Annotated in this window: 19 protein-coding genes; 9 read left to right on the top strand and 10 right to left on the bottom strand. The window is 34.2% G+C overall.

Translation table 11 applies throughout. The features are described from left to right. Positions 1-5: 5 nt before the first annotated feature. Positions 6-2642 carry a DEAD/DEAH box helicase family protein gene (locus HM992_RS03880; RefSeq protein ID WP_179318779.1) on the bottom strand — a complete coding sequence of 879 codons (2637 nt, stop codon included), beginning with the start codon at positions 2640-2642 and terminating at the stop codon, positions 6-8. Positions 2643-2774: 132 nt separating this feature from the next. Between HM992_RS03880 and hemB the strand changes: the two genes are divergently transcribed. After that, positions 2775-3767 carry a porphobilinogen synthase gene (gene hemB, locus HM992_RS03875; RefSeq protein ID WP_179318778.1) on the top strand — a complete coding sequence of 331 codons (993 nt, stop codon included), beginning with the start codon at positions 2775-2777 and terminating at the stop codon, positions 3765-3767. An 86-nt stretch (positions 3768-3853) separates the two neighbouring features. Beyond that, a complete protein-coding gene (locus HM992_RS03870) occupies positions 3854-4261 on the top strand; it encodes an Lrp/AsnC family transcriptional regulator (RefSeq protein WP_179318777.1) in 408 nt (135 codons plus the stop codon). A gap of 59 nt (positions 4262-4320) precedes the next feature. Here HM992_RS03870 and HM992_RS03865 read toward each other — a convergent pair whose 3' ends face one another. Then, positions 4321-7083 (bottom strand): MG2 domain-containing protein, encoded by a 2763-nt coding sequence (locus tag HM992_RS03865; RefSeq protein ID WP_179318776.1) that lies wholly within the window; start codon positions 7081-7083, stop codon positions 4321-4323. 42 nt (positions 7084-7125) lie between these two features. Then, positions 7126-7854, bottom strand: a complete 729-nt coding sequence (locus tag HM992_RS03860; RefSeq protein WP_179318775.1) for a GLPGLI family protein — start codon at positions 7852-7854, stop codon at positions 7126-7128. A gap of 134 nt (positions 7855-7988) precedes the next feature. Here HM992_RS03860 and HM992_RS03855 point away from each other — a divergent pair, with 134 nt between their 5' ends. The 6 genes from HM992_RS03855 to HM992_RS03830 all read left to right on the top strand — a co-directional run bounded on the left by HM992_RS03855 (position 7989) and on the right by HM992_RS03830 (position 13873). Continuing rightward, on the top strand, positions 7989-9107 hold the full coding sequence (locus HM992_RS03855; protein ID WP_178986321.1) for a CNNM domain-containing protein: 1119 nt from the start codon (positions 7989-7991) through the stop codon (positions 9105-9107). Between the two features lie 8 nt (positions 9108-9115). Beyond that, complete coding sequence (locus HM992_RS03850) at positions 9116-9604, top strand: methylated-DNA--[protein]-cysteine S-methyltransferase (protein WP_179318774.1); 489 nt, start codon at positions 9116-9118, stop codon at positions 9602-9604. Continuing rightward, positions 9604-10125, top strand: coding sequence for a DUF4442 domain-containing protein (locus HM992_RS03845; RefSeq protein ID WP_178986323.1), 522 nt, complete (start codon positions 9604-9606; stop codon positions 10123-10125). The genes HM992_RS03850 and HM992_RS03845 overlap by 1 nt, the downstream gene beginning before the upstream one ends. Positions 10126-10136: 11 nt before the next feature. Beyond that, entirely contained in the window at positions 10137-11282 is a 1146-nt protein-coding gene (locus HM992_RS03840; protein WP_179318773.1) for a serine hydrolase domain-containing protein, read from the top strand. A gap of 74 nt (positions 11283-11356) precedes the next feature. Then, a complete protein-coding gene (locus HM992_RS03835) occupies positions 11357-13126 on the top strand; it encodes a S41 family peptidase (RefSeq protein WP_179318772.1) in 1770 nt (589 codons plus the stop codon). 33 nt (positions 13127-13159) lie between these two features. After that, positions 13160-13873 carry a 3'-5' exonuclease gene (locus tag HM992_RS03830; RefSeq protein WP_178986326.1) on the top strand — a complete coding sequence of 238 codons (714 nt, stop codon included), beginning with the start codon at positions 13160-13162 and terminating at the stop codon, positions 13871-13873. A gap of 55 nt (positions 13874-13928) precedes the next feature. Here HM992_RS03830 and HM992_RS03825 read toward each other — a convergent pair whose 3' ends face one another. Next, the gene (locus tag HM992_RS03825; protein WP_179318771.1) at positions 13929-17924 is read right to left on the bottom strand and encodes an immunoglobulin-like domain-containing protein; all 3996 of its coding nucleotides are present in this window, start codon (positions 17922-17924) and stop codon (positions 13929-13931) included. 166 nt (positions 17925-18090) lie between these two features. Between HM992_RS03825 and HM992_RS03820 the strand changes: the two genes are divergently transcribed. Further along, complete coding sequence (locus HM992_RS03820; protein WP_179318770.1) at positions 18091-19782, top strand: ABC transporter ATP-binding protein; 1692 nt, start codon at positions 18091-18093, stop codon at positions 19780-19782. Here the strand turns inward: HM992_RS03820 and HM992_RS19880 are convergent. The 6 genes from HM992_RS19880 to HM992_RS03795 all read right to left on the bottom strand — a co-directional run bounded on the left by HM992_RS19880 (position 19777) and on the right by HM992_RS03795 (position 25754). Beyond that, on the bottom strand, positions 19777-19902 hold the full coding sequence (locus HM992_RS19880; RefSeq protein WP_262890888.1) for a hypothetical protein: 126 nt from the start codon (positions 19900-19902) through the stop codon (positions 19777-19779). The genes HM992_RS03820 and HM992_RS19880 overlap by 6 nt on opposite strands. A gap of 240 nt (positions 19903-20142) precedes the next feature. Beyond that, a complete protein-coding gene (locus HM992_RS03815) occupies positions 20143-20796 on the bottom strand; it encodes a CoA transferase subunit B (RefSeq protein ID WP_179318769.1) in 654 nt (217 codons plus the stop codon). A 90-nt stretch (positions 20797-20886) separates the two neighbouring features. Beyond that, positions 20887-21591 (bottom strand): CoA transferase subunit A, encoded by a 705-nt coding sequence (locus tag HM992_RS03810; protein WP_178986330.1) that lies wholly within the window; start codon positions 21589-21591, stop codon positions 20887-20889. A gap of 92 nt (positions 21592-21683) precedes the next feature. Further along, the gene (locus tag HM992_RS03805; protein ID WP_179318768.1) at positions 21684-24044 is read right to left on the bottom strand and encodes a penicillin-binding protein 1A; all 2361 of its coding nucleotides are present in this window, start codon (positions 24042-24044) and stop codon (positions 21684-21686) included. A 5-nt stretch (positions 24045-24049) separates the two neighbouring features. Then, positions 24050-24553 (bottom strand): gliding motility lipoprotein GldH, encoded by a 504-nt coding sequence (locus HM992_RS03800; RefSeq protein WP_178986332.1) that lies wholly within the window; start codon positions 24551-24553, stop codon positions 24050-24052. Beyond that, positions 24537-25754 (bottom strand): PSP1 domain-containing protein, encoded by a 1218-nt coding sequence (locus HM992_RS03795; protein WP_178986333.1) that lies wholly within the window; start codon positions 25752-25754, stop codon positions 24537-24539. The genes HM992_RS03800 and HM992_RS03795 overlap by 17 nt, the downstream gene beginning before the upstream one ends. Positions 25755-25836: the final 82 nt, after the last annotated feature.

Genomic DNA, 25836 nt, shown 5'->3' with positions numbered 1-25836 from the left:
AAAAGCTACTTCCAAACCATAACTTCCTTGGTCACCTCTTTAAAAGCATTGTACACATGAAACAATCGTGCTTTTAAGAGTAGTTTTCGACCTTCTATACGACGTGTAAATATGAGTTTTGTTTTTCCAAAGTAAGAATTCCAATACTTCTGAAATACTAAGGCATTTTCTTTTTTATCGCCAAACAATTCTGGAACTGGATAGAAATTTTCAACATCTAAACGTTTTCTGAAAAAATTCGTCTTTACAATTAAATATCTAGGAGAGGCAATAGGTTCTAAAAGTTGGCTTAAGGCTTTGGAAAATAAGGAATTTTCAAGCGCATTAGCCCCAACCAAATTACAAACCACATCACCTTTCCCTAACACATAAGAACTTACCGTAATATTAGTTCTGGTAGAAGTAATATACCCTAATTCATTCAAAGTATCAAGAATGGATAATCCCATTTTACCAATCTTTTTGTAGAGGTAACCATGACGTATAAATAGCTTTAAAACTTTAATCAACTTATATCCAAAGACACCAATGAAACCAGCTAAAAGTGCATAGATAAAATAGACAACACCGCGTTGTAAAATAAGATGGAAACTTTGCAACATAAACTCTACATAAAAGAGCATCATGGTAAAAAACAATTCCACCACAAAAAAGCGAAGTGCATCAAAATAGTAAATCTGTTTTTGAGCTTTAAAAGGTCGTTTTCCTGAATGTAAAATTTTGACCTCTTTGGTTAACTTAGTCCCTTTTCCGATAGCATTATTCCATTTTTCGGTGATAAGGATTCGTTTTGTAGCACGCTTTAGAGCCTCATCATTTAAAGTGTCAAGGGATTCTACATTAATTTCATCTGGAATATTTAAACGCTCAAAACCATTTGAAATAAATGGAATGGTACTATTGGTAACACCTACAAACGCTTCAAAGCGTCGTTTTAAAGTATCAACCTCTTTTCCACCATCTAAAGCGGTTGGATCTACACAAGCCAAATGCCAAATGTTTCCGGTTTTATTAGGCGCCTTTGCATCTTTCCGGATGGCGCGTCCGCGCATTTGATTAGACGACACAAACGAGCCAATAAAAGATGCCAAAATTAAACTGTTAATAGATGGTGCATCCCAACCCTCACCCAACAAGGATTTTGTACCTATGAGCACTTTAATGTGTCCCGATTCAAAAAGTTGAGTAATAATACTTACAATGGAATTTTTCGATTTTCCTTTAGTTGTAACCAACAAAAACGACGCATCAATTTGCAATGGCGAAAACGAAAAATTATCTAAAGATTCAATCGCTTCAAAAGCCATTAAAATAGATTGATGAAGGATAACAATACTGCCCGAAAGCACCGCTAATTCTTCGGGTTTATCGCAATAATGACGTACATATTGAAAAATAGGAAGCACACCAATTTTGTCTATGTTTTCTATTTCAGCTTCATTGATGGTTAAGAATTCTTTCCGAATATAATCCGTTAGAATTACGCATCTCAAATCGCGTTTTAGAGTTTTCCTTTCAGCATTAACAATACTTACAATACTTTTTGACTTACTCGGACTGTTAGACAAGGATTTGTAAAGCAATTGCTCACCAATAAAATCGACTGAATTACGTTCAAAAACATGAAGTCGTCTTAGTCGTTTTTCTAAAGTTGAAACGTACTTTTCTTGCTCAATTAATTGTTCTCTGTCTGAAACTAAGATGTTCTGAAATAAAATTCCTAACCAATGTAAATCGAGCTCAGGAAATTGAATCATTTCTTGTTTTTCAAACCCTAAAATTTCTAATTTTTGATGATCGATTTCAAAGCCACAAGCATATAAAAATATAAGAATCGCAGAAAAATAGTCGGTATTTGAATAGAGTTCATCCAAATGCCAATTCGGGTTTTTATAGAAACGATGCTCAAATAAAAAATCGATGAAGGTGTCATCTTTTAATAATTCATCTTTAAAATCGGCAATATTTCGCCTATAATCCACAATGAAATTAATCTCTAAATCTTCGGGTTTCGAGAAGTAGACAAAATCTTGATGTGGACTTAAATCGCCTTCACGTACTAAATCTGGCACCGCTATTTCATCATCAACTTCTCCACAAAGTGTAAAATATTTAGAGACCTCTGCTCTACTGCTATCGTAAGGTGGTGTTGCCGTTAGTGCCACGATATAAAACTCAGAATGCCGCTTTAAATCCATTAAACAATTCCACCACGCATTTTTTAAATGATGGGCTTCATCTAAAACTAAAGTTTCAATATTATGGCTTTTGAAGAATTGGTAATAGTCATTTTTATCTTCAAAAGTTTTATAAAATGCATGAAGCGATTGATACGTAGAAAACGTGATATCGCTTGGCGCTTTTATATCGAATGAATAAGCTTCAAAATCGCAATTCTCGATAAAAAAGTTTTGTAAACGGTTTTCCCATTGGTTTCTAATGGTTAGTGTTGGTGCAAGTACTAAAGTTTTCTTGCCTAATTTTCTAACAATTTCTAAACCTAAAATAGTTTTACCAGATCCAGGAGGAGCAATCACATGAAAATGACGATCTTCAATATGAGCGCTAAAATGCTTTAAAAGTTCCGCTTGATAACTTCTCCACGGAAAAATAAATTCTAAATCATCTAGGGATTTGAGCACTCTAAAATGGGTATAAATCGTTAACTTTGTATTTGATAAAAGTAATCATAATCCTCATACATAAAAACCTGTCAGGTTTTAGATACTGAATTAAATTCAGCACAACGCCTAACAAGTCTAAAACATATAATCATGTTTCCATTACGAAGAAATAGAAGACTAAGAACTAACGCGGCTATAAGAAGTTTAGTTAGAGAAAACTACATTACTCCAAATGACTTTTTAGTGCCACTTTTTGTGGTTGAAGGCAAGGGCGTAAAAGATGAAATTCCGTCTATGCCCAACTATTTTAGGTACAGTTTAGATTTACTTGAAAATGAAGTCAAAGAATTATGGAGCTTAGGTTTAAAAGCGGTGTTACTCTTTGTAAAAGTTCCGGATAATTTAAAAGATAATAAAGGTACAGAGGCATTAAACCCAGATGGATTGATGCAACGCGCTATTAAAACGGTAAAAAATGCTTGTCCGGATATGATAGTGATGACGGATGTTGCGTTAGACCCTTATTCTTCTGTTGGTCATGATGGTATTGTACAAAACGGGATGATTATTAATGACGAATCGGCTGAAGTGCTGGCAAAAATGGCCTTAACACACGCTCAAGCGGGTTCTGATTTTGTAGCCCCTAGCGATATGAACGATGGCAGAACATTACAAATTCGTCAATTATTAGAACAAGAAGGCTATAAAAATACGGGTATTATGGCTTATACTGCAAAATACGCCTCTTCGTTTTATGGTCCTTTTCGCGACGCTCTTGATTCTGCACCAGTAGATTTAGTTGATGTCCCTAAAGACAAAAAAACCTACCAAATGGATTTTGGTAACCGAATAGAAGCGGTTAGAGAAACCTTAATAGATATTGAAGAAGGTGCCGATATTGTCATGGTTAAACCAGGCCTTTCCTATCTGGATATTTTAAGAGATATTAAAAATGAAGTCGATGTACCTGTAGCCGTGTATCAAGTCTCTGGTGAATACGCCATGATAAAAGCAGCCGCAGAAAAAGGTTGGCTAAATCACGATCAGGTAATGCTAGAAACCACGATGGCTTTTAAGCGTGCTGGTGCGGATATCATCACCTCTTATTTTGCTAAAGATGTTGTTAAACTACTTAACGGTTAGCCAATTATAGTTAATAATCAAAATAATTTTATTATATTTAATTCCGAATCAATTGACAAACCAAAAAATTGATTCCGAATTAAAACATGGACGCTATTGACAAGAAAATCATAAAAATACTCAGTGCAAATGCACGGGAGTCTTTTGCAACCATCGGAAAATGGGTAGATCTATCTGCTCCTGCTGTTGGAAAACGTGTCAAACAATTGGAAGATAAAGGGTTTATTTTAGGGTATTCCCTTCGACTTAATCATGAAAAATTCGGTATTCAAGTTAAGGCTTATATCAATTTAAAAATCCATCAATCGAGTACTTTAAGAACAGCCTATAATCAAATTAAATACTTAGACGAAGTTCAGCGTTGCGATCGCATTACAGGAGAAGATAGTTTGTGTATTTTAGCTTATTTTAAAAGCAACAAAGAATTAGTAATCTTATTAGAACGCATCTCCCAATATGGTGTTCCTAATACGAGTATCATTTTAGAAAGTTAATTAAAAGAACACCCCTAAACTTAATAATACAAAACTCGACTCGACTAAATTCTACTGGGTTATCGTTCAGCTTCGCTTAAATTATAAGTCAACTCGGAATATCCTATTTTCCCATCTTTAGAAATAGCTTCAACAATTACCGAAACTTCCCCAACGTGATCATCATTATAAAATTCCAACTTATACTCACCTTTGCGATTTAATTTAATTTCTGGAGACCAATGAATAACACTTCTATTATCTGGCATCGCCCAATCTTGGTTAGTTAATGTACTATAATCTGAAGTATAAAACTCCACAGACTTAGCAAATCCTTCAATAGTATCAATACGCACTCCTTCTGATTTTTTGTATCCGTGTAACCCACTACCAGAATAGGTGTAAATATTTATAAAGCTTATTTTTTTTAAACTTAATCCAGGAAGGTTATGTGTTCCATATATATCATAAAGATATAGTCTTTCATTTTTAGCATCTACAATAAGATCAATACTCTCTACAGCTTCAACAGGTATATTTTGAATAAATTTATAATCCCCAAGGTAGACAGGTTTGTTATCTATTAAAATATGAGTGACATCTGAACCCACTACTTTTGCATATAGCAAATCATTAAACTTCCCGACCCTTTGAATACTAATATCTTCAGGATATTTAATTTGTAACACACTATAGATGCCATTATTCCAATCTGGCGCCTCTTCCTGTAATTTTTTTCCATCTATTACTTTAGACGGCTCTCCATGCAATTCAATGGATTTTTGACGCTTTGGTGTTAATTTATAATCTTTTAATTCTACTTCATCTAAAGCAATAGTATTAAATGCTATTTCATATTCTTTTTGCCTCCTATTTATCGTCTCGCTTTTTTCTAAAAAAGTAGATATAATATCATTTGGCAAAGCAATATTTTTATTCTTAATTGTTGTAATCGTTGGTGTCCATTTTTTATCTAAATTAACAACAAAATCAATAGGTTGCCCCTTTTTACTTACCACTTGCAAAAAGATATCTGTCTTCGGTTTATAAATATCTCCTACTTCAAAGTAATATTTACCACTAGAATCTATTTCTTGACTAAAAACTTCAGAAGGTTTACTGTACACCATCATATTGATATCTAATGGTTTTGTGGGACGCTTTTCGGGATTAAAATATTCGCCTACAGTACCAGAAACCACTAGTCCTTTTTCTGGTTTAAACCTGTAATTATTAGTATTTATTGTTTTTTGATATTTATAATTACGCCAACCTTGGCTTAACATTAACGCATCTAAACTAAATACACGGTCTCTATTAGAACTATCAAAATAAAAACTTGGATTCTCAATGAAACCTTTTAGTTCTGAACTAAGTAATAAATAAGAAACTAAATTTGATTTGTATTGCTTTGAAATTCTAAATTTTTCCGTGTCTAAAACTAAAACAGATAAACTTATATTATCAGATATTTCTAAACTATCCAACTTAATATTAATCGTTGTCTTTTCTCTTTGGTAATATGTCTTTTGATCACTTTTAACATCTAGATGCAATCTATTATCTGAATTATTGTTAAAAACCAAACGCTCACAAATAATCTGATTACTATCATTTAAAACAGTCCATTTAATAATCCCATCTGGAAGTGATTTTGACGCAATTGACACGTTAATAGAATCTGTTTTTTTTAAGCTTAGGTCGTGATATTTTACACCTCTAGATTCTGTTTGAATTCTTACATTACCTGTGTTTTCTGTATTGGACACTAATAAAACTCTTAGATCATCTTTTAATTTAACTACAGACAAAACACTCCCCTTATTATCAGCAACTGGCAAATTGTATTTGTAGGTTATGTCATTAACATGCAATTCTGCATAATAAGCATTCCCTTGTCTTGGTAAAATCTTAAATGTTCCTAAACCTAGGTCGTTACTATTAAAACTGGTTATAACATGACCTTTACTATTTTTAATATCACCTGCTATTTTATAACCCAGCCCATTATAATCTATGGATTTACATGCAACGGTACTTATAAATCCATTTATCAATTTACCTCCTTCAGGGAAAAATTGTACATCTAAATAGTTTTTGTCAAGTACTATGGTTTTACTATAATTTTTTGGGGAGTTTAAATCCGGTCCATAGTCCGTAATTTGTGTGCTAAACTTCAATTCTGCTTGCGTTGCAATTTTTGGGAGTTTGTAATTTAGTTTATAAATATCATCCTTACTCTTACTAATCTCTACTGAATCTACTCGGTTTCCGACATTAATATATAATTTTAACTTCCCTCTGTATGATGGATTAATAACTCTTGGGTTTATATCAGCAGTAAGTGTTTTATCTTCATTGTTATTTATAGCAACGTTAATTATTGGGTTTTTAGCCTCTTCATTATCCTTTAAATTAAAAATATCTATTGGTTGAACAAAGAAAAAATCGTCATCAAAATTCCTGTTCCATTTCGTATAGGCTCTGATGATATACTTCCCAGACTTTAAACTTTTTTGCAATTCAAATGCGCTACTGGCTATACCATCTTTTAATTTTAGTAGTTTTTTATCGATAATTGATTTATTTGAATCAATTAGTTCCACATGTAAAATGTTACTAAGATCAGATAAACTATTATTTGCTGATTTTGCAACGATAGCCTTAAACCAAATTTTCTCACCTGTTTGATACAATGTATTATCTAGCTGCAAATAGAGCTTCTCTGCTAAACTATGTTTTGACAATGAAAGTTTAGTAATAGTATTGTGAGCTATTTCTTGTGCATTCAGTTTAGAAAAAAATATTATCAGAAAAACAAAAGGAATAATAAATGTCCTCATATTTTTTAATTGTTATTATATAAAAAATATTCCTCCTTTAACTTAATTATCACCAAAAGGGTTACCACTAAACTTTATATATTCTTCTTGTGTTAGTAATTCTCCTTCCATAGGCTCTATGATATCATCAGCTTCAGGATTATCAATATCAATTTTAACGACTGTCCATAGTAATACAATATCTTCAATTTCCATAATTAAACCTGGCAATCCGTTAAAACCTCTTGGACCATGTTTTACAGGGATTTCTGGTGTAAACCATGCCTTTACTTTCTTATCGTTGCGTTTATCTATGGTTGCTAAATAGCATGTATAGCCATCTATAACTTTAGATTCTTCTGTAATAGTCCATTCTTTTGGTTTTTGTATAACTCTTTTGGTAGGACCCGATACAGAATTTTGGGTAATACTATAATCGCGACTCCAATCATTGTAATAGGTTGAACTCCCACCAGCCATCACCCATGACAAATTAATATTACTTCGAGTAATCATAAGGCCATCACTACTATTATTCCATCCAGGAATGTCAATTTTTGGTTCTACATTATAAATAGCGATACTATCATTAAACACCAAATAACCCTCCACAGGTTCCGCATCATGAATCATTGCAAATACTTCATTTTGAGCTTCAGTGTTCTCAGGATTTTCAAAAGGCTGCTCTATACTGTCTTTAATGGTTTCGAGACGATATGTTATCTTTCCCTTTATTTGTGCTGATAAACAGTAAGTACCTAGCAAGACGAGTATTAAAAATATATTTCTCATAATTCGAATTTACAATTTTTTTTGACACGTACTTTTTCTTTACCAACCATAACTTGGTAATAACTAAAAAAATAGCTAGCTTTAAATTAGTATTCATTTCGTAACTTTGTACATATAAAAACTTCAAAACATTAATGGGCTTACTCATTTTTTACGCTGTCATTTCCATCTTCTTTTCATTTTTGTGTTCTATTTTAGAGGCTGTACTTTTAAGCTTAACACCGACATTTCTTAATATTAAAAAGAAAGAAGGTAAAGCTTATGCTCTTGAATTAGAAGAACTAAAAAAAGATGTCGATCGTCCCCTAATTGCCATTTTAACATTAAACACTATTGCACATACCGTTGGTGCTATTTTAGTGGGTGTACAAGCCAAAGTGGCTTATGTTGAGCTTTATGGCAGCACAAAACGTTCTATTTTAGGATTTGAGTTTACCGAAGATATCATGGTCGCTGTTGTGTCTACGGTTATGACAATTCTGATATTAGTTGCTTCAGAAATTATACCAAAAACAGTAGGTGCAACGTATTGGAGGCAATTAGCAAACTTTACGTCAAAAGCTTTAAATATTTTAATATTTCCTTTAAAATGGACCGGCATTTTATGGTTACTTCAACTCACTACAAAACTGATTGGTGGCAAAGGTCATGGTAGTGTTTTAAGTAGAGAAAGTTTTGCTGCTATGGCAGAAATAGCACAAGAAGAAGGTGTTTTTGAAGAAAATGAAAGTAAAGTCATTAAAAATTTATTGAACTTTAAAGAAGTACAAGCAAAAGATGTGATGACACCTCGTACAGTAATGAAAACTGAAAACGAAAGCATGACCGTGGAAACGTTCTTTAAAGCCAATTCTAATATTCGGTTTTCTAGAGTCCCTGTTTATACTGACGAATCCGATAATATTACTGGCTTAGTTTTAAAAGCTGAAGTTTTCAAAGAAATGGCATTAGGTAATGGTTCAAAATTATTATCTGATATTAAACGAAGCATTATTATCGTGAATCGTAGTTTACCAATCCCAAAATTATTTGAACAATTGGTTGAAAGCCGAAATCACTTAGCTTTAGTTGTAGATGAATACGGTACCGTAAGTGGCTTAGTGACCATGGAAGATGTTATTGAAACATTGCTAGGATTAGAAATCATGGATGAAAGCGATAATGTATCTGACTTACAACTTTTAGCAAGACGAAGCTGGGAATCTAGAGCAAAACGTTTAGGCATCATTGATAATGACAATCCTGAAAACTAAACTTTTATTTGGAACAGTCGCTTCTACAAATCTGCCATATTGAAACTCCACTTGGACATGCCAAAATCAGCGGAAATGAGAATGGTATTGTTTCTGTTTCAATCATAGATTCACAAGAAACATTATCAGAAAGTATTCCGGAAGCCTTATTAGATTGTGTGATTCAGCTTAAAGAATATTTCAACAATACCAGAAAAAAATTCGACCTAAAATTACATCCTGAAGGCACAACCTTTCAGAAAAAGGTATGGAAACAATTGGAGGCTATTCCTTTTGGAAAATCCATTTCGTACTTAGAATTATCCAAACAATTAGGGGATATAAAAGCCATACGAGCTGCAGCAAGTGCCAACGGTAAAAATCCGCTTTGGATTATTATACCTTGTCACAGAGTCATCGGTAGCAACGGAAGTCTCACAGGTTATGCTGGTGGGTTATACAGAAAACAATGGTTGCTCAATCATGAAAGTGAATACAAACAACAATCCTTATTTTAATGTATAAAATAGCAACTGAATTTTTAAAACGTTTTTTTAAAACCTCAACGATATACAAATATGGTTTCAATTGGTCGCCAATGTATCGCCGATCTACTGCCAAACTTATAGAGGTTAGTGACGATTTGCTTTTTGTAAAAATTAGATTAAAACCAAGTTGGAAAAACCGCAATTATGCAGGTTCCATTTTTGGTGGTAGCATGTTATCTGCAACAGATCCTATTTATATGATTCAGCTCATTCAAATTCTAGGCAATGATTATGTGGTTTGGGACAAATCCGTTGAAGCGCGCTATAAAAAGCCAGGCAAAACTACAATTTATGGTGAATTTATATTTACAAAAGAAGAGATAGACACTATAAAACAATCTGTTATTGAAACTAGTGAAATTGATATTGTTAAAACCATGAATTTAGTGGACGACAAACAACATATAATTGCTACTTTTAAAAAGACTATTTATATCGCCAACAAAGCCTTTTATAAAGAAAAACTAAAAAATCGCAAAGCAAATAATTAACATCTAACGCAATGAAATTTATCAAAAAACTATTAAAATGGCTCATCGGAATTATTGCTGTGCTTGTAATTGCCTCTTATATTTTTGATTACGACTACATTCTAAAAGGGGTTCGTGTGGTTTATTTTACAGGACACTCTTCAGCATTTATTGATGATTATCCGTATTTTGAAAATGATACCATCAAAAAAGGTACAACAATCGATGCTTGGCCATTACATAAAAATTACAATACTATAAATGCAACAGATCGGCTAAACACAACAAATGACACGTTTGGTACGATTGCCTATCTCATTATAAAAAATGACAGTATTTACTACGAACAGTATGCCGAGAATTACGATGCAGCTTCTAAAACCAATTCATTTTCAATGGCTAAAAGTATAACCTCATCATTACTTGGGAAAGCAATTATGGAGGGCTATATTAAAAATTTAGACCAACCTGTTAGTGATTATTATAAAGAATTTGAAGGTACAAAAACAACCGTTGGCGACTTATCATCCATGGCTTCTGGTTTAGATTGGGTTGAGTCTTACACAAGTCCGTTTTCTATTACAGCAAGAGCGAATTACGATGATGACTTAGCTGAAACAATATTAAATCAAAAGGTGGTAAAAACACCTGGTAAAGAATTTGAATATTTAAGCGGCAGCACGCAATTGCTAGGTATGGTGATTCAAAAAGCTACAAAAAAACGATTACCACAGTATCTCTCCGAAAGTTTTTGGCAACCCTTAGGCGCTGAAAATGATGCCTTGTGGCAATTAGATGATGATGAAAACAAACTAGCCAAAGCCTTTTGTTGTATTTCTAGTAATGCACGAGATTTTGCACGCTTTGGTAAGCTTTATAAAGATCATGGACAATGGAATGGTAAGCAATTACTAGATTCTACTTTTGTCGCCACAGCGACCACATCTCGATTTAGTGGTCAGCCTTATGGGTATGGTTTTTGGATAAGTGAATATAATGGGAAACACACCTTTGCTATGCGAGGAATTTTAGGGCAATATGTCATCGTAATCCCGGAAGACAATTTAATAGTGGTGAGATTAGGACATCATAGAAGTACTGAAACAATCAATTCTTTCCCTGAAGATTTTTATGTTTATATAGATGAAGCCTATGCAATGCTCAATCTAAAATCTTAATATTATGTTATTTAACAAATAGTTAGATATACATCGTCATTTTTATGTCTTTTTTTGAGTAAAACCAATCAACCATGAAGCAACTTTATTTTACTCTTATCCTGCTATTTACATTTCTAAACATTACTGCACAAAGCAATCACCACGTAGATCTTGAAACCTTAAATAGAGATACTGAATTTAATAAAGGTTCAGCTATTACTTTCAATAACTTAGATGAAAATCAAATAAAAAACCTTGAGCTTTTAGGACGTGTTTGGGGATTTTTAAAATACTATCATCCCGAAACCGGAAAAGGAAACTATAATTGGGATTATGAACTTTTTAGGTTTCTTCCTGAATACCAAAAAGTGACGACAACTACAGAACGTGATAAATTACTTTTATCTTGGATAGATAGCTATGGAAAAGTAAAACATTGCAGAAAATGTGAACCCACTTCTGAAGACTCTCATTTAAAACCGGATTTAGAATGGATAACAGCAACTAATATTTCTAAGTCTCTAAGTGAAAAATTACTATACATACAAACCAATAGACATCAAGGTGAACACCATTATATTGCTATGAAGCCTGGTGTTGGAAATCCAGAATTTAAAAATGAAGCCATCTATGAGGATATGCCTTATCCAGATGCTGGTTTTAGATTATTATCACTCTTTAGATATTGGAATATTATAAATTATTATTTTCCTTACAGACATCTAACAGATAAGGATTGGGACACCTGTTTGGCAGAATACATCCCAAAATTCATCAATGCTAAAGATGAGTTAGAATACGAACTAGCCGCCATTCAAATTATTGGAGATATTAAAGACACACATGCTAATCTTTGGGGTGGAAATAATAAAATACAAGAACAACGAGGCGATTATTATGCTCCAATTCATGTTAAATTCATAGAAAACAAACTCGTTGTAGATGATTTATTTAATGACCCAGAAAACAAAACTAGCGAATTAAAAATAGGCGATATCATTACGCATATTAACGGTAAACACACTGATGACGTAGTAAAAGACATGAATCCTTACTATCCAGCATCTAACCAACCCACTCGCTTACGAGATATTAGTTTTAATATTTTGAGATCAAAAGAAAACAGTATAGAGTTAAAAATTGAACGCGCTGGAAAAACTTCGAACTTAAAACTAGATTTATATAAAAAAGAGAATATCGAAGGGTATTACAGTTGGTACAAAAAAAGAACTGAGAAAAGTTTTAAAAAACTAAATAATGATATTGGATACATAACCTTACAAAACATCACAAACGAGGATATAGATTCTATAAAAGAAGAGTTTCAAAATTTAAAAGGAATTATAGTAGATATTAGAAATTACCCTTCAACTTTTGTCCTTTTTGAATTAGGAAATTTCTTAAATAATAATAGGGCTGATTTTGTAAAGTTCACAGGAGGCAACTTAAATAACCCAGGCGAATTTAAATCTAAAGAAGGTTACAAAGTTGGACTTTCTAAAAAATGGTCCTTTAAAGGTGAAAAGGTAATAGTATTAGTAAATGAAATATCTCAGAGTCAAGCAGAATATACAGCCATGGCTTTTAAAGCAGGAGATAAAACAACTATAATTGGTAGCACAACTGCTGGTGCAGATGGTAATGTCTCAGCTATACAGCTTCCTGGAGGGTTAACAACTGCAATATCAGGCATTGGGGTTCTTTATCCAGATGGTTCAGAAACACAACGCGTAGGTATCGTTCCAGATATTGAAGTAAAACCAACCATCGAAGGCATTAAAAATGGACGTGATGAAGTGCTTGAAAAAGCCATACAACTCATTGAAAAACAAACAATCACGCCAAATTCGACTAAAAATTAATTTAAAAATGTTAACTTTAGTTGAAAATAGAACATGATTAGTAAACTCAACCTAGAACACATTCTATTCTTAGACATAGAAACCGTCCCAGAAACAGAAAACTTCTCTGATTTAGATATAACTAAACAAGAGCTTTGGGATGCTAAATCGCGCTATCAACGTAAAGAAGAATTTACGGCTGAAGAATTTTATGACAGAGCAGGCATTTGGGCTGAGTTCGGGAAAATAGTTTGTATTTCTGTTGGGTATTTTAAAATGGAAGGTGAATCTCGAAACTTTAGAGTCACCTCGTTTTATGGCGATGAAATTAAAATTTTGAAGGACTTTAAAAATTTATTGATTTCGCATTTTAGTTCTAACAGACATTTACTGTGTGCACATAATGGTAAGGAATTCGACTTTCCATACATCGCAAGACGTATGATTATCCACAACATAGAATTACCATATAAACTGAATTTATTCGGTAAAAAACCTTGGGAAGTGCCACATCTCGATACTTTAGAACTTTGGAAATTCGGAGATTATAAAACGTATACCTCTTTAAAATTATTGACCAATGTTTTGGGTATACCTTCACCAAAAGATGATATTGATGGTAGTGAAGTCTATCGTGTGTATTATAAAGAAAAAGAAGTCGATCGCATTATTGTGTATTGTGAAAAAGACACGATTGCCGTTGCTCAAATTTTCTTAAGATTGAGAGGAGATGAATTGCTTCATGATAATGAAATAAAACATATATAAAAAAGTCCAGATTTAAAATCTGGACTTTTCCTTTTTTAACTAATTCATTAAGATATTACTCCTTAACAAATTTCTTTATTTTGGTTTTCTCACCAATATTTATTTTTAATATATAAACACCACTATCAAATTGAGACACATCAATCACTGAGGTGTATCTTCCTTTTGCTACGGCTTGTCCTAACATATTTACAATTTCAAAAGTTTGAGCCTCAAAGCCAAGTAAATCAACATAAAGTGTTTGTTTAACAGGATTTGGATGTACTTTAAAATGTTGATTTGGATTATCTGAAATGACTCCAGGATTCACATCTAATATTGAATTCCCTGCATTACCCAAACAGAAATTAGTAGTTTGTGAGCTTGTAAATGATGCTCCAGAAGCTAATGTTATTCCCGAATCAGAATTCGTTAAAGTATACGAGCCATTTCCATAAGAACAGCAAATGCCATCTCCGTAAGCATCTGTTATTACAAAATCGTAACAACCATCTGCCAAACAATCCACATTAATATTTAATGTAGAACCATCTGCCTGAGAACCGTAAGTTCCACCAGATGCAACTGTGCTACCTGATGCATCTATTAAACTCCAAGCGGTTTCTTCTGGGTAATTATCAAAAGTAATTGACAATGCTACATTAGAACATGAACTAGAGCCTCCACCTGTCGTTAAACCAACAGCATCAATAGCCATATCTCCTTGCCACGTTGTTCCTGTAATGCCATTGAAACGTAATTGAATAGAAGATCCTACGTAAGATCCTAGATCTACACTACCTGTTAACCAAGAATTTCCTTGATTTCCAGATTCACTCCAAACACTTGTCCAAGTTGATCCATTGTCTTCACTCACTTCTAAAGCTAAACTTCCCATTGAAGAAGCTCCATACATATGATATTTAAACGTAAACGTTGCTTGAGATGCACTTCCTAAATCAAAACAAGGAGAGTTCAAAATGGCTCTTTTTGTCGAATAATTAGGAGAAGACGATTCCATAAATAAATAATAAGAACCAGAATCCGCACTAGAAGGACCTGTATTACTTGATGGAGTAGTTCCACTTCCTGTTTCCCAATCAAAATCATCACCAGAACCTTGAGACCAAGATCCTAAAGTATTTTCAAAACCTTCAGAATATGGAAACGTTGAAATTCCACCTGAACAATCACCTGTAGAAGGTTGGGTTACTACAACAGACCGAGTGCGTTGTGTTGCTGCATTTCCTGCGGTATCACTTACGTTGTAATATTTAGTATATGTTCCTGCTAAACTTGTATTCACCGTTCCTGTAATAACAATACTTGCTGTTAAATTACCATCAACATTATCGCTTGCAGTTGCTCCTAACTCACTATACGTATCACCAACTTCTAAATTAATGGTTGACGCTCCGGTTAACGTAATTACTGGTGCAGTGGTATCCGCTGGCTGTGTGACAATAACTGTTCTAGTGAGCTGTGTGGCAGCATTTCCTGCAGCATCGCTTACATTATAATATTTAGTATATGTTCCGGCAGAATTAGTATTCACAGTTCCCGTTATAACAATACTAGACGTTAAATTACCATCAACATTATCCGTAGCTGTTGCTCCCAACTCATTATAAGTATCACCAACTTCTAAATTAATGGTTGATGCTCCGTTCAGCGCAATAACTGGCGCTGTTGTATCTGCAGTTCCGGCAATTAAATTAACCGTATAATCTTCGACTTCACCATAAGTAAATGATTGACATGCAGTAGGAATTTCATTATAACTCATAGACACACGCATTCGTGTCGCTCCAGAATAGGTTCCTGATGGAATTGTAAAACTTCCACTAACAGGAGTTGTTTGTGTTGCTGCTTGCGACAAAATTTGTTCTCCCGAATCTGAGAAATCACCATCGTGGTTATAATCAATCCATACAGAATACCCTTCGTTATATTGTGTTCCTGTCCAGGTCGGCGTCACGGCTACCGTATAACTTTGACCTTGAGTTAAATTTGTTGAAAGGTTTGTAAAATCTGAATAAAATTGTGCTCCTGATGTATTATTAATAGTTCCTAATTGCACTCCACTAATGTATTCATCATTAACATTACTACTTGTAGATGTACAATAATTTAATTGCACTTCTGTTGTTGTAAAGTTTACAGAACTTGTATAACTTGATGTAGAACTATCTGCACATTGACTTCGGACCTGAACTTCATAAGACGTTTCTGGAGATAAACCGGACAAAGACGTTGCTGTTCCTGAAACTGAAGATGTTATCCATGTAGAAGCTCCTACTTCACGATATCTAAAATCGTAAGACGCACCTGACACAGCATCCCAAGATACTGTTGCTGTAGAAGACCCAAATCCATCAATTGATAATCCTGTAGGTGTTGTTGCGCTACATACTACTGGTGTTGCTGACAAACCAGTCACAATTAATGAATAATTTTGACTTCCACCTGTTAATGAGCCTTTGTGCGTTATGGTAATCGTGTACGTTCCTGATGCATTTTCCACATCGACGCGTTCATAAGGATCTTTAGTATTATCACCTTGTCCGTTTGTAGTCACTCCTGTTAATCTCCAAGGAGTATACGTTGTACCGCTTTTAGTAACTCTTATATCTAAATCATTAACCAAATTAGATGCTGTAGAATTTACAGATGTTGACGCTGTACCTGCTCTATCTGTCCAAGAAATTGAGGCATACAAATCATTTATACCATCAGAATCTACGGTGATTTGATACGATTGTCCATTAGATAACGTTAACTCGTCAACTATAGATGCGTTACCATTATTTGTAATTACTTCAGCAGCACGCTTACTATTCATTAAGCCCCAACCAAACACAGCATCAGGTCCATTAGATCCAGCATCATCTGCAGTGTGAAGTGCTAAACCCTTTAATGTTGCAGCTCTCATGAAACTTCCACTAATGTTGTTAGCATGTTGTTGTAATAATAATAAAGAACCAGCTACATTTGGTGATGCCATAGACGTACCAGTGATACTAGCATATGCTGTATTGCTAGACTCGTATGTAGAATATACAGCCGTTCCATTACCTGTAATATCTGGTTTAATTCTGTAATCATCAGTTGGTCCTTCGCTACTACTGCTATTTATTGTGACACTTACAAGGTTTCCACTAGCATCAATATTAGCATCATTAGCATTGGCAACAACCATATTGTTTTTAGCGGTTGCATGACCAGAAAGCTTATCATAAGATGTATTGCCATCTAAAGGTGAACTATTTGCAGAATTATCAGAACCATCATTACCTGCAGCAACTACCATTAAGTAATAAGGTGCATTATACATAATTTCATCCCAATCTCTAGAATCTGTTATATAACCACCAAAATAATAACTCGGTAGTTGTGCTTGGCCAGCTGAATTTCTAGCAGCATATCCATAAGAATGGTTTGAAATTAACATCCCATTTCCTGCCGCAGAAGTTGCTTCAGATGTGTCATTATTCCACTCGTAACCTACAGCACTCGCTTGAGGTGCCATTCCCTTTGCATTAGCAACGACACCAGATGCAATTATGGTTCCAGTAACATGTGCGGAATGATAGTTTAAAGTTGAAGTTCCATCTCCAATTGAAAACCTGTTATTACCACCTGCTCCATCATATTCTTGATGCGATGCACGTGCTAAACCGCCATCCCAAACATGTGCTTCCATGTTTTGACCATCTAAACTTAAGCCTAGAGAACCACCTGAATTTAAATGATTCGCTCTTGTGGACTTGGCAGCAGCAACATTAAATGTTCTGTAATAAATAGGTTGGCCTTCTGAAGAGATTTTTTGAAGTTCCATATAAGCATCTTCAGTTGTAATGATAAGTGGCCAACCATTAACTAATGCCATTTGCGTAGCAAAAGCCTTTTCTGCTTTAGATTGTTTATCAAAATTTTCGCTTAATTCTTGAATCGCTTGTTTGTCGTAACGACTCGTTATCTGTTCTTTTTGAAGATTGGTTTGTGAAAACGCTGTAAACATCGACAGCATAAATACCATTACACAAATACCATTAAAATAATTTTTATTCATACTTTTTGATAAATTTTTAGGGTTAAACTTATTTTTATTTCCCTGAAAGTATTAAAATTTTGTTAATATGACAATTTAACGAAAACGTTTTCGTGATAATGTGAACAACTTTTCTAGAGTTACGGTTTTACCACAGCACTATTGAAGAAAATAACTACATTTACATATGGCAAATGAAAAATTATTAGACGTTGATGGATTAAAAATTTCTTTTTATAAGGATAAAATTGAGAAGGAAATTATTAAACATATTTCTTTTCATATTAACCCAAATGAAATTCTGGCTGTAGTTGGCGAATCTGGATCTGGTAAATCCATTTCTTCATTAGCATTAATGGGTCTGCTGCCTGTAAAGATTTCAAAAATTACGTCGGGTTCTATTTTATTTGAAGATAAAAACCTTGTTGGACTTTCTGAAAAAGAATTTCAAGCGATTAGAGGGAATGACATTGCGATGATTTTCCAAGAACCAATGAGTTCTTTAAACCCTTCTATGCGTTGCGGCAGACAAGTTGAAGAAATCTTGAAACAACACTTTAAATTATCAGCTTCAGAAATTAAGTCGGAAGTTTTAAACCTCTTCGAAAAAGTAAAATTGCCTAATCCTGAACGGATTTTTAAAGCTTACCCTCATGAAATTTCCGGTGGACAAAAACAACGGGTTATGATTGCTATGGCCATTGCTTGTAAACCAAAGCTATTGATTGCAGATGAGCCAACCACAGCACTAGATGTAACCGTTCAAAAGGAGATTTTAGAATTACTAAAAAACATTCAAACCGAAACAAAAATGAGTGTATTGTTTATCTCACACGATTTGTCTTTGGTTTCCGAATTAGCCGATCGCGTTTTAGTTATGTATCAGGGTGAAATAGTAGAACAAGGCACTACAGATACTATATTCAATCACGCAGAACATAACTACACCAAAGCGCTGATTGGAGCGCGACCTTCAACAGAATTTAGATTAAAAAAATTACCAACGATCTCGGATTTTATGACTGATAACGTCAGTACAACCATTATTTCTGATACTGAAAGAGCAAAAAATCACGAAAAACTATATGCACAAACACCTTTATTAGAAGTTATAGATGTCGAAAAAACCTATTTTTCAAAAACGGGATGGTTTACAAAAGACCAACCCTTTAATGCTGTAGATGGTGTAAGTTTTAAAGTGTTTCCTGGTGAAACCTTGGGTTTGGTGGGTGAATCTGGCTGTGGAAAATCAACTTTAGGAAATGCCATTCTACAATTAGACAAAGCCACAGCAGGACAAATCTTATATAAAGGAAAAGACATTATCAATTTAAGTCGCTCTGAAATGCGGACGCTGCGAAAAGATATTCAAATTATTTTTCAAGATCCATTCGCTTCTTTGAATCCGCGTTTAACTGTTGGAAATGCTATTTTAGAACCTATGACTGTTCATAACATTGGAACCTCTAACAAAGTCCGAAAAGAAAAAGTAATATCTATTTTAGAAAAAGTAGGCTTAGACTCCTCAGCTTTTGATCGCTATCCTCATGAATTTTCTGGTGGTCAACGTCAACGTGTTGGTATTGCAAGAACTATCGCTTTAGAGCCTCAACTTATAGTTTGTGACGAATCGGTTTCAGCTTTAGACATTTCCGTACAAGCGCAAGTTTTAAACTTATTAAATGATTTAAAAGCACAATTTGGATTTACCTATATATTTATTTCACACGATTTGGCGGTTGTAAAATATATGGCAGATCAATTGCTAGTAATGAATCAAGGAAAAATTGAAGAAATTGGAGATGCAGATCTTATTTATGCGTCTCCAAAACAAGCTTACACAAAAAAGCTTATCCATGCTATTCCGAAAGGATTATAGCATGAATACTCTTTTGGCTAGTTTGAAAACATTTGAGACTAACTCCAAAGTGTTTTCTAATGCTGAAAATCCGTGATCTTCAGTTAAAGTAGGTTCTGGTAGATTTGATTTAGTTTTCATAAGCAGTAATTCATGGTAGATTTAGGGCAAAAAGGTAAATTTCGGTTTATGTTAAATCAGGTTAATAAATTAGGTTTGTTTGGGTACTGCAATATGAAACATATTTTGAATTAATCTGCCTAAATACATTATAAATCGATGAAATACACTTATTTTTAACATTTAACATATTATATGAGGAATTTACGCACAAAAAAGCCGCTATAAATTAGCGGCACTTATTTTGAACAATGGTTTCATCTATAAGTTCATTTCAGGAATATCACCATCAATAATTAAATCTCCTTCAGTCGCGTTTTTGATGTCTTCTACAGAGACTCCAGGTGCACGTTCTAAAAGTTTAAACCCTTTTGGTGTCACTTCTATAACCGCCATGTTTGTTACTATTTTCTTCACACAGCCCACTCCCGTCAGAGGTAAAGAGCAGTTTTTTAGCAACTTAGATTCGCCTGCCCTATTGGTATGCATCATGGCTACAATAATATTCTCAGCACTCGCCACTAAATCCATAGCACCTCCCATGCCTTTAACCATTTTTCCTGGAATTTTCCAATTCGCTATATCGCCATTTTCTGACACTTCCATAGCTCCAAGTATCGTTAAATCAACATGTTGACCTCTAATCATTGCAAAACTCATGGCTGAATCAAAAAATGAAGCTCCCGGTAATGTGGTAATAGTTTGTTTTCCTGCATTAATAATATCTGCATCTTCTTCTCCTTCAAAAGGAAACGGTCCCATTCCTAAAACGCCATTTTCACTTTGAAATTCGACTTCAATATCATCTCTTACATAATTCGCTACTAATGTTGGAATACCTATTCCTAAATTAACATAGTAACCATCTTGTACTTCTTTTGCAATGCGTTTTGCTATTCCGTTTTTATCTAACATCTTTTTCTGTCATTCCTGTGTAAGCAGGAATCTATTTAATTAAAACATTATTTCTATACTGGATTCCTGCCTTCACAAGAATGACAAATTCTAGGTACTTCTTTGTCTTACCGTTAATTGTTCAATTCGCTTTTCGTAGGTTTCACCTTGAAATATACGTTGTACAAATATACCTGGCACATGAATTTGATTAGGATCTAATTCTCCAACTGGCACCAATTCTTCGACCTCAGCAACTGTTATTTTTGCGGCTCCACACATGATAGGATTAAAATTTCGGGCGGTTCCTTTGAAGATTAAATTGCCTGCAGCATCACCTTTCCATGCTTTTACAAAAGCAAAGTCGGCTTTAAAGGCATGTTCTAAAACATACATTTTTCCATCAAATTCTCGAGTTTCTTTACCTTCTGCGACTTCTGTTCCGTAACCTGCAGGTGTATAAATTGCGGGAAATCCGGCTTGTGCAGCTCTACAACGCTCCGCTAAAGTACCTTGAGGTATTAACTCAACATCTAACTCTCCCGAAAGCATTTGACGTTCAAACTCATCGTTTTCGCCAACATAAGATGAGACCATCTTTTTGATTTGCCTTTGATGTAATAATAAGCCCAAGCCAAAATCATCGACTCCTGCATTATTAGAGATACAGGTGAGTCCTTTTATATTACGTTTTACGAGGTCAGCTATTGCATTTTCCGGAATTCCAGAGAGGCCAAAACCACCGAACATAAAGGTCATATTATCACTGACTCCTTTTAGGGCTTCAGAAATATTGTCCACTTTTTTATTAATCATATTTAGAATAATTTTGCTTTTGAAAAATACAAAACTAAGTCCAAAACCTATAATTAATAGTCATAAAATAAGGGTGTGACTTTTGACGATTCTTAGAAATCGAATTCGATATTTTCAACAGAATCCGATTCATCGGTGATGTCACCTTCGTCTTTAGCTGTACAGTCTATATCAATTTTTAAATCCAAAGGTTTCTCAAATTCGCTGGTAGACACGTTTAAAGTTTTATCGGCATAACAAGCCTTCATATATAATCCCCAAATTGGTAATGCCATAGAAGCACCTTGACCGTATGTAATGGATTTAAAATGCGCTGCTCTATCTTCTGCTCCAACCCAAACACCTGTCACTAGGTTAGGCACCATGCCCATAAACCAACCATCACTTTGATTTTGTGTGGTACCAGTTTTACCTGCTATAGGATTAGAAAGTTCATAAGGATAACCTGTCATTACCTCCTTATACATTGCGGATTTTTTTAACCATTCTGAATTATGTCTTAATCGCGCTCCTGAACCAGCTCTGGTTACACCTTCCATTAAATTTACAGTAACATAAGCCACTTCTTCACTTAAAACATCTTTACTCTCTGGAACAAATTGATATAAAATGGTTCCATTCTTATCTTCAATACGCGTTACCATTACAGGTTTATTGTACACTCCTTTATTAGCAAACGTAGAATAAGCGGCAACCATCTCATAAACACTTATATCCGCTGTACCTAAAGCAATAGCTGGAACTGGTAAAATATCTGACGTAATACCTAGTTTTTTTGCCATTTCAACTACCGGCTGTGGTCCAACTTCATTCATTAAACGTGCTGTAATTGTATTTGTGGAACTTGCTAAAGCATCTTTTAACGTTTGTTCACCTGAATAGTTACCATCTGAGTTTTTGGTAGTCCAAGGCTCTGGATTTCCAAATTTATTGGCTTCTATAGTGATCGGTGTTCTTGGAAATATATCGCAAGGCGACAACTGTAATTGATCGATTGCTGTGGCATAAACAAAAGGTTTAAACGTGGAACCTACTTGACGCTTACCTTGTTTTACCATATCATACTGAAAGTGCCTATAATTCATACCTCCGACCCAAGCTTTCACATGACCCGTTTGTGGATCCATAGACATCATTCCCGGACGTAAAAATGACTTGTAATAACGCATAGAATCTATAGGTTTCATAATCGTATCTACTTCGCTTGGCTTACCATCTACCCATTTAAAAACGGTCATATCCGTTGGTTTTTGAAACGATGCTTCAATCTCCTTATCTGATTTCCCTTGATTTTTAAGAATTCTCCAACGCTCACCACGTCTCATACCATCTTTCATTAATTTATTAACCTCAGACGTATTAAGATCTAGAAAAGGTGCTGTTTTATTGCGCTCTGGCGTATTCTGGTTATCAAACTCAGCCTGTAACCTTGGCATGTGCTGTCCAACTGCATCTTCGGCATATTGCTGCATTCGCGAATCTATGGTCGTAAAAATCTTAAGTCCATCTGTGTATAAATCGTACTTAGTACCATCTGGCTTCCTATTCTCATCTTTATTTGCCCATTCTTTCATGAAACCTCTAAGGTACTCTCTAAAATAGGTAGCAATACCTTCACGATGCGACTCTGGTGAATAATTTAAATCTAATTCTGTTTTTTGAAGTGAATCTCTTTCGGCTTCAGTGATATAATCATATTTAGCCATTTGAGCTAAAACCACATTTCGTCTATTTCTAACACCTACAGGATTTTTATGAGGTCTAGGGTTATATAAAGATGAATTTTTAAACATCCCAACTAACATTGCTGATTCCTTTATATCTAAATCCCTAGGTTCCTTACCGAAATAAATACGCGAAGCAGAACGAATACCATCACCATTATTACCAAAATCATAGGTATTAAAATACATGGCCACAATTTCCTCCTTAGTATATTGACGCTCTAAACGAATGGCTAATACCCATTCTTGTATTTTTTGAATAATAGCATTTGTTGTGCTTTCTTTATCTCTAAAACCAATAAATAACTGTCTTGCTAACTGCTGCGATATTGTACTTGCACCTCCTTTTCTACCAAGGTAAACAAAAGCTCTCAATGTACCTCTTCCATCAATACCAGAATGCTCATAATGACGAACATCTTCTGTGGCAATTAACGCATCAACTAAATTTTTTGGTAAATCTTTAAATCCAATTGGAGTTCTATTATCATCAAAATAAAACTTACCCAACGTTTTATCATCTGATGAAATTATTTCAGATGCTAAGTTAGTCTCAGGGTTTGCTAATCTCGAAGGATCAGGCATTTCACCTAAAACTCCCCAAGATGCTAATAAAAATACAAGTACTACGGATAATATACCACCTAAAAATACGATCCAAAACCATCGTACGTATTTTGAAAAGTCTAAAGTTTCTGATTTAGCTTTCGTTGTTTTCTTTTTTGCCATGTTCACTATTTTTGAGCCTGTTCTACTCTAAAACCAATATCTGTAATACCTTGTAAGTTTTCTACACCATTAACAACTCCATTGTTTCGCATGGCATGTTGAATATTAACTATGTAATCACCTTCTTCTTTAAATACAAACGGTTCTTTATAACCTCTAAACCACAATTTATTTTCTTTCAAATCCGAAAATCCAGTACCTAAAAGCTCACCATTTGGTGCTGCCATTTTATATTCTAAAGTATCTTTAACAACCTTTCCGTTAGGATAGTTCATCTCTACAATAAGAAATAAATTACTAAACTTATAAGCGTCAGTATTTCTTAAATTAACGTATAAGTTATACCTATTTGAAGTATCTGGAGCTTTAAAATTAAACGTTGCAATAGAATCTTTGTTCCATTGGTTTGGCACTGATTTATAAGTGTCAAAAACAGCATTGGAATCACAATTTGTAAATAGAAAACAACTGATGACTACAAGAAATAACCCATTAATTTTTCTTAGCATTTGGCTTTGGCTTAGCATTAGAATTTTGATTGCGGTTTCGATTTCGAGATTTATTATTGTTGTTATTTCTGTTATTCTTATTGTTTTTACGTTTCTTATTCGATTTTGGATTATCGAAACGTGTTAAACTATCTTGACCTACAACGTTCTCAAACTCAATTTTAGTGTCTTGGATGTGCTCTGCAGCATAAATTTCCAAACTAGCTACTTTTTCTTTTTTCTTATTCTTTGCAATAATTTCATTAGCTTGCTCTGTAGTGATAATGTGCCAATTCATCCATTCACCTTCATAAGCATACCACATTAAACCTTTGAAAATATCCGTTTTTTGACAAACCGCATTTCCTTTTTCAGTGTATAATTTAGTATCCGACTTAGGAAACGCTTTAAGCGCATCCAAATAAGAATCCAACTCATAATTAAGACAACATTTTAGCTTTCCACATTGTCCTGCAAGTTTTAAAGGATTTAAGGACAATTGTTGGTAACGTGCTGCTGAAGTGCTCACAGATCTAAAATCTGTTAACCATGTAGAACAACATAATTCTCTACCACAAGAACCTATACCACCAAGTCTTGCAGCTTCTTGTCTAAAGCCAACTTGCTTCATTTCGATACGTGTTCTAAACTCGCGTGCAAATACTTTAATTAACTCTCTAAAATCAACGCGTTCTTCCGCAGTGTAGTAGAATGTTGCTTTACTTGCATCGCCTTGAAATTCGATATCCGAAATTTTCATTTTCAGTTTTAAATCGATAGCAAATTGACGTGCCTTCACCTTCATTGGCTCTTCCCTGTCCCTTGCTTCCGACCAAATATCAATATCTTTTTGTGATGCTTTTCGGTATATTTTTAAAACATTTTCTGCGTCGTCTAATCTTACTTTCTTACGCTTCATTTGTACACTTACCAATTCTCCTGTAAGGGTAACCATTCCAATATCATGACCAGACTTAGCCTGTGTTGCCACAATATCTCCAATGCTTAAAGTGAGGTTTTCTGTATTTTTATAATAGTGTTTTCTGCCATTCTTAAAACGTACTTCGACACCAATAAATGGTTCTTGTCCGTTAGGAAGCGACATATTAGCTAACCAATCAAAAACAGTGAGTTTATTGCAGCTATCTGTGCCGCAAGTCCCGTTGTTTTTGCATCCTTTTGGTTGGCCATCATTACCAGTTGAGCAACTGTTACAAGCCATAAAAATTTTATATATTAAATCTAGATTTTGAGCTCATTTGAACTTTTTCTAATTGCTGAAAAATTATTTTAAAGCTTAAATA

Origin of the sequence: Winogradskyella helgolandensis (genome assembly GCF_013404085.1) — a bacterium.
GTDB lineage: Bacteria > Bacteroidota > Bacteroidia > Flavobacteriales > Flavobacteriaceae > Winogradskyella > Winogradskyella helgolandensis.
This window is presented reverse-complemented; position numbering and strand designations above follow the sequence as displayed.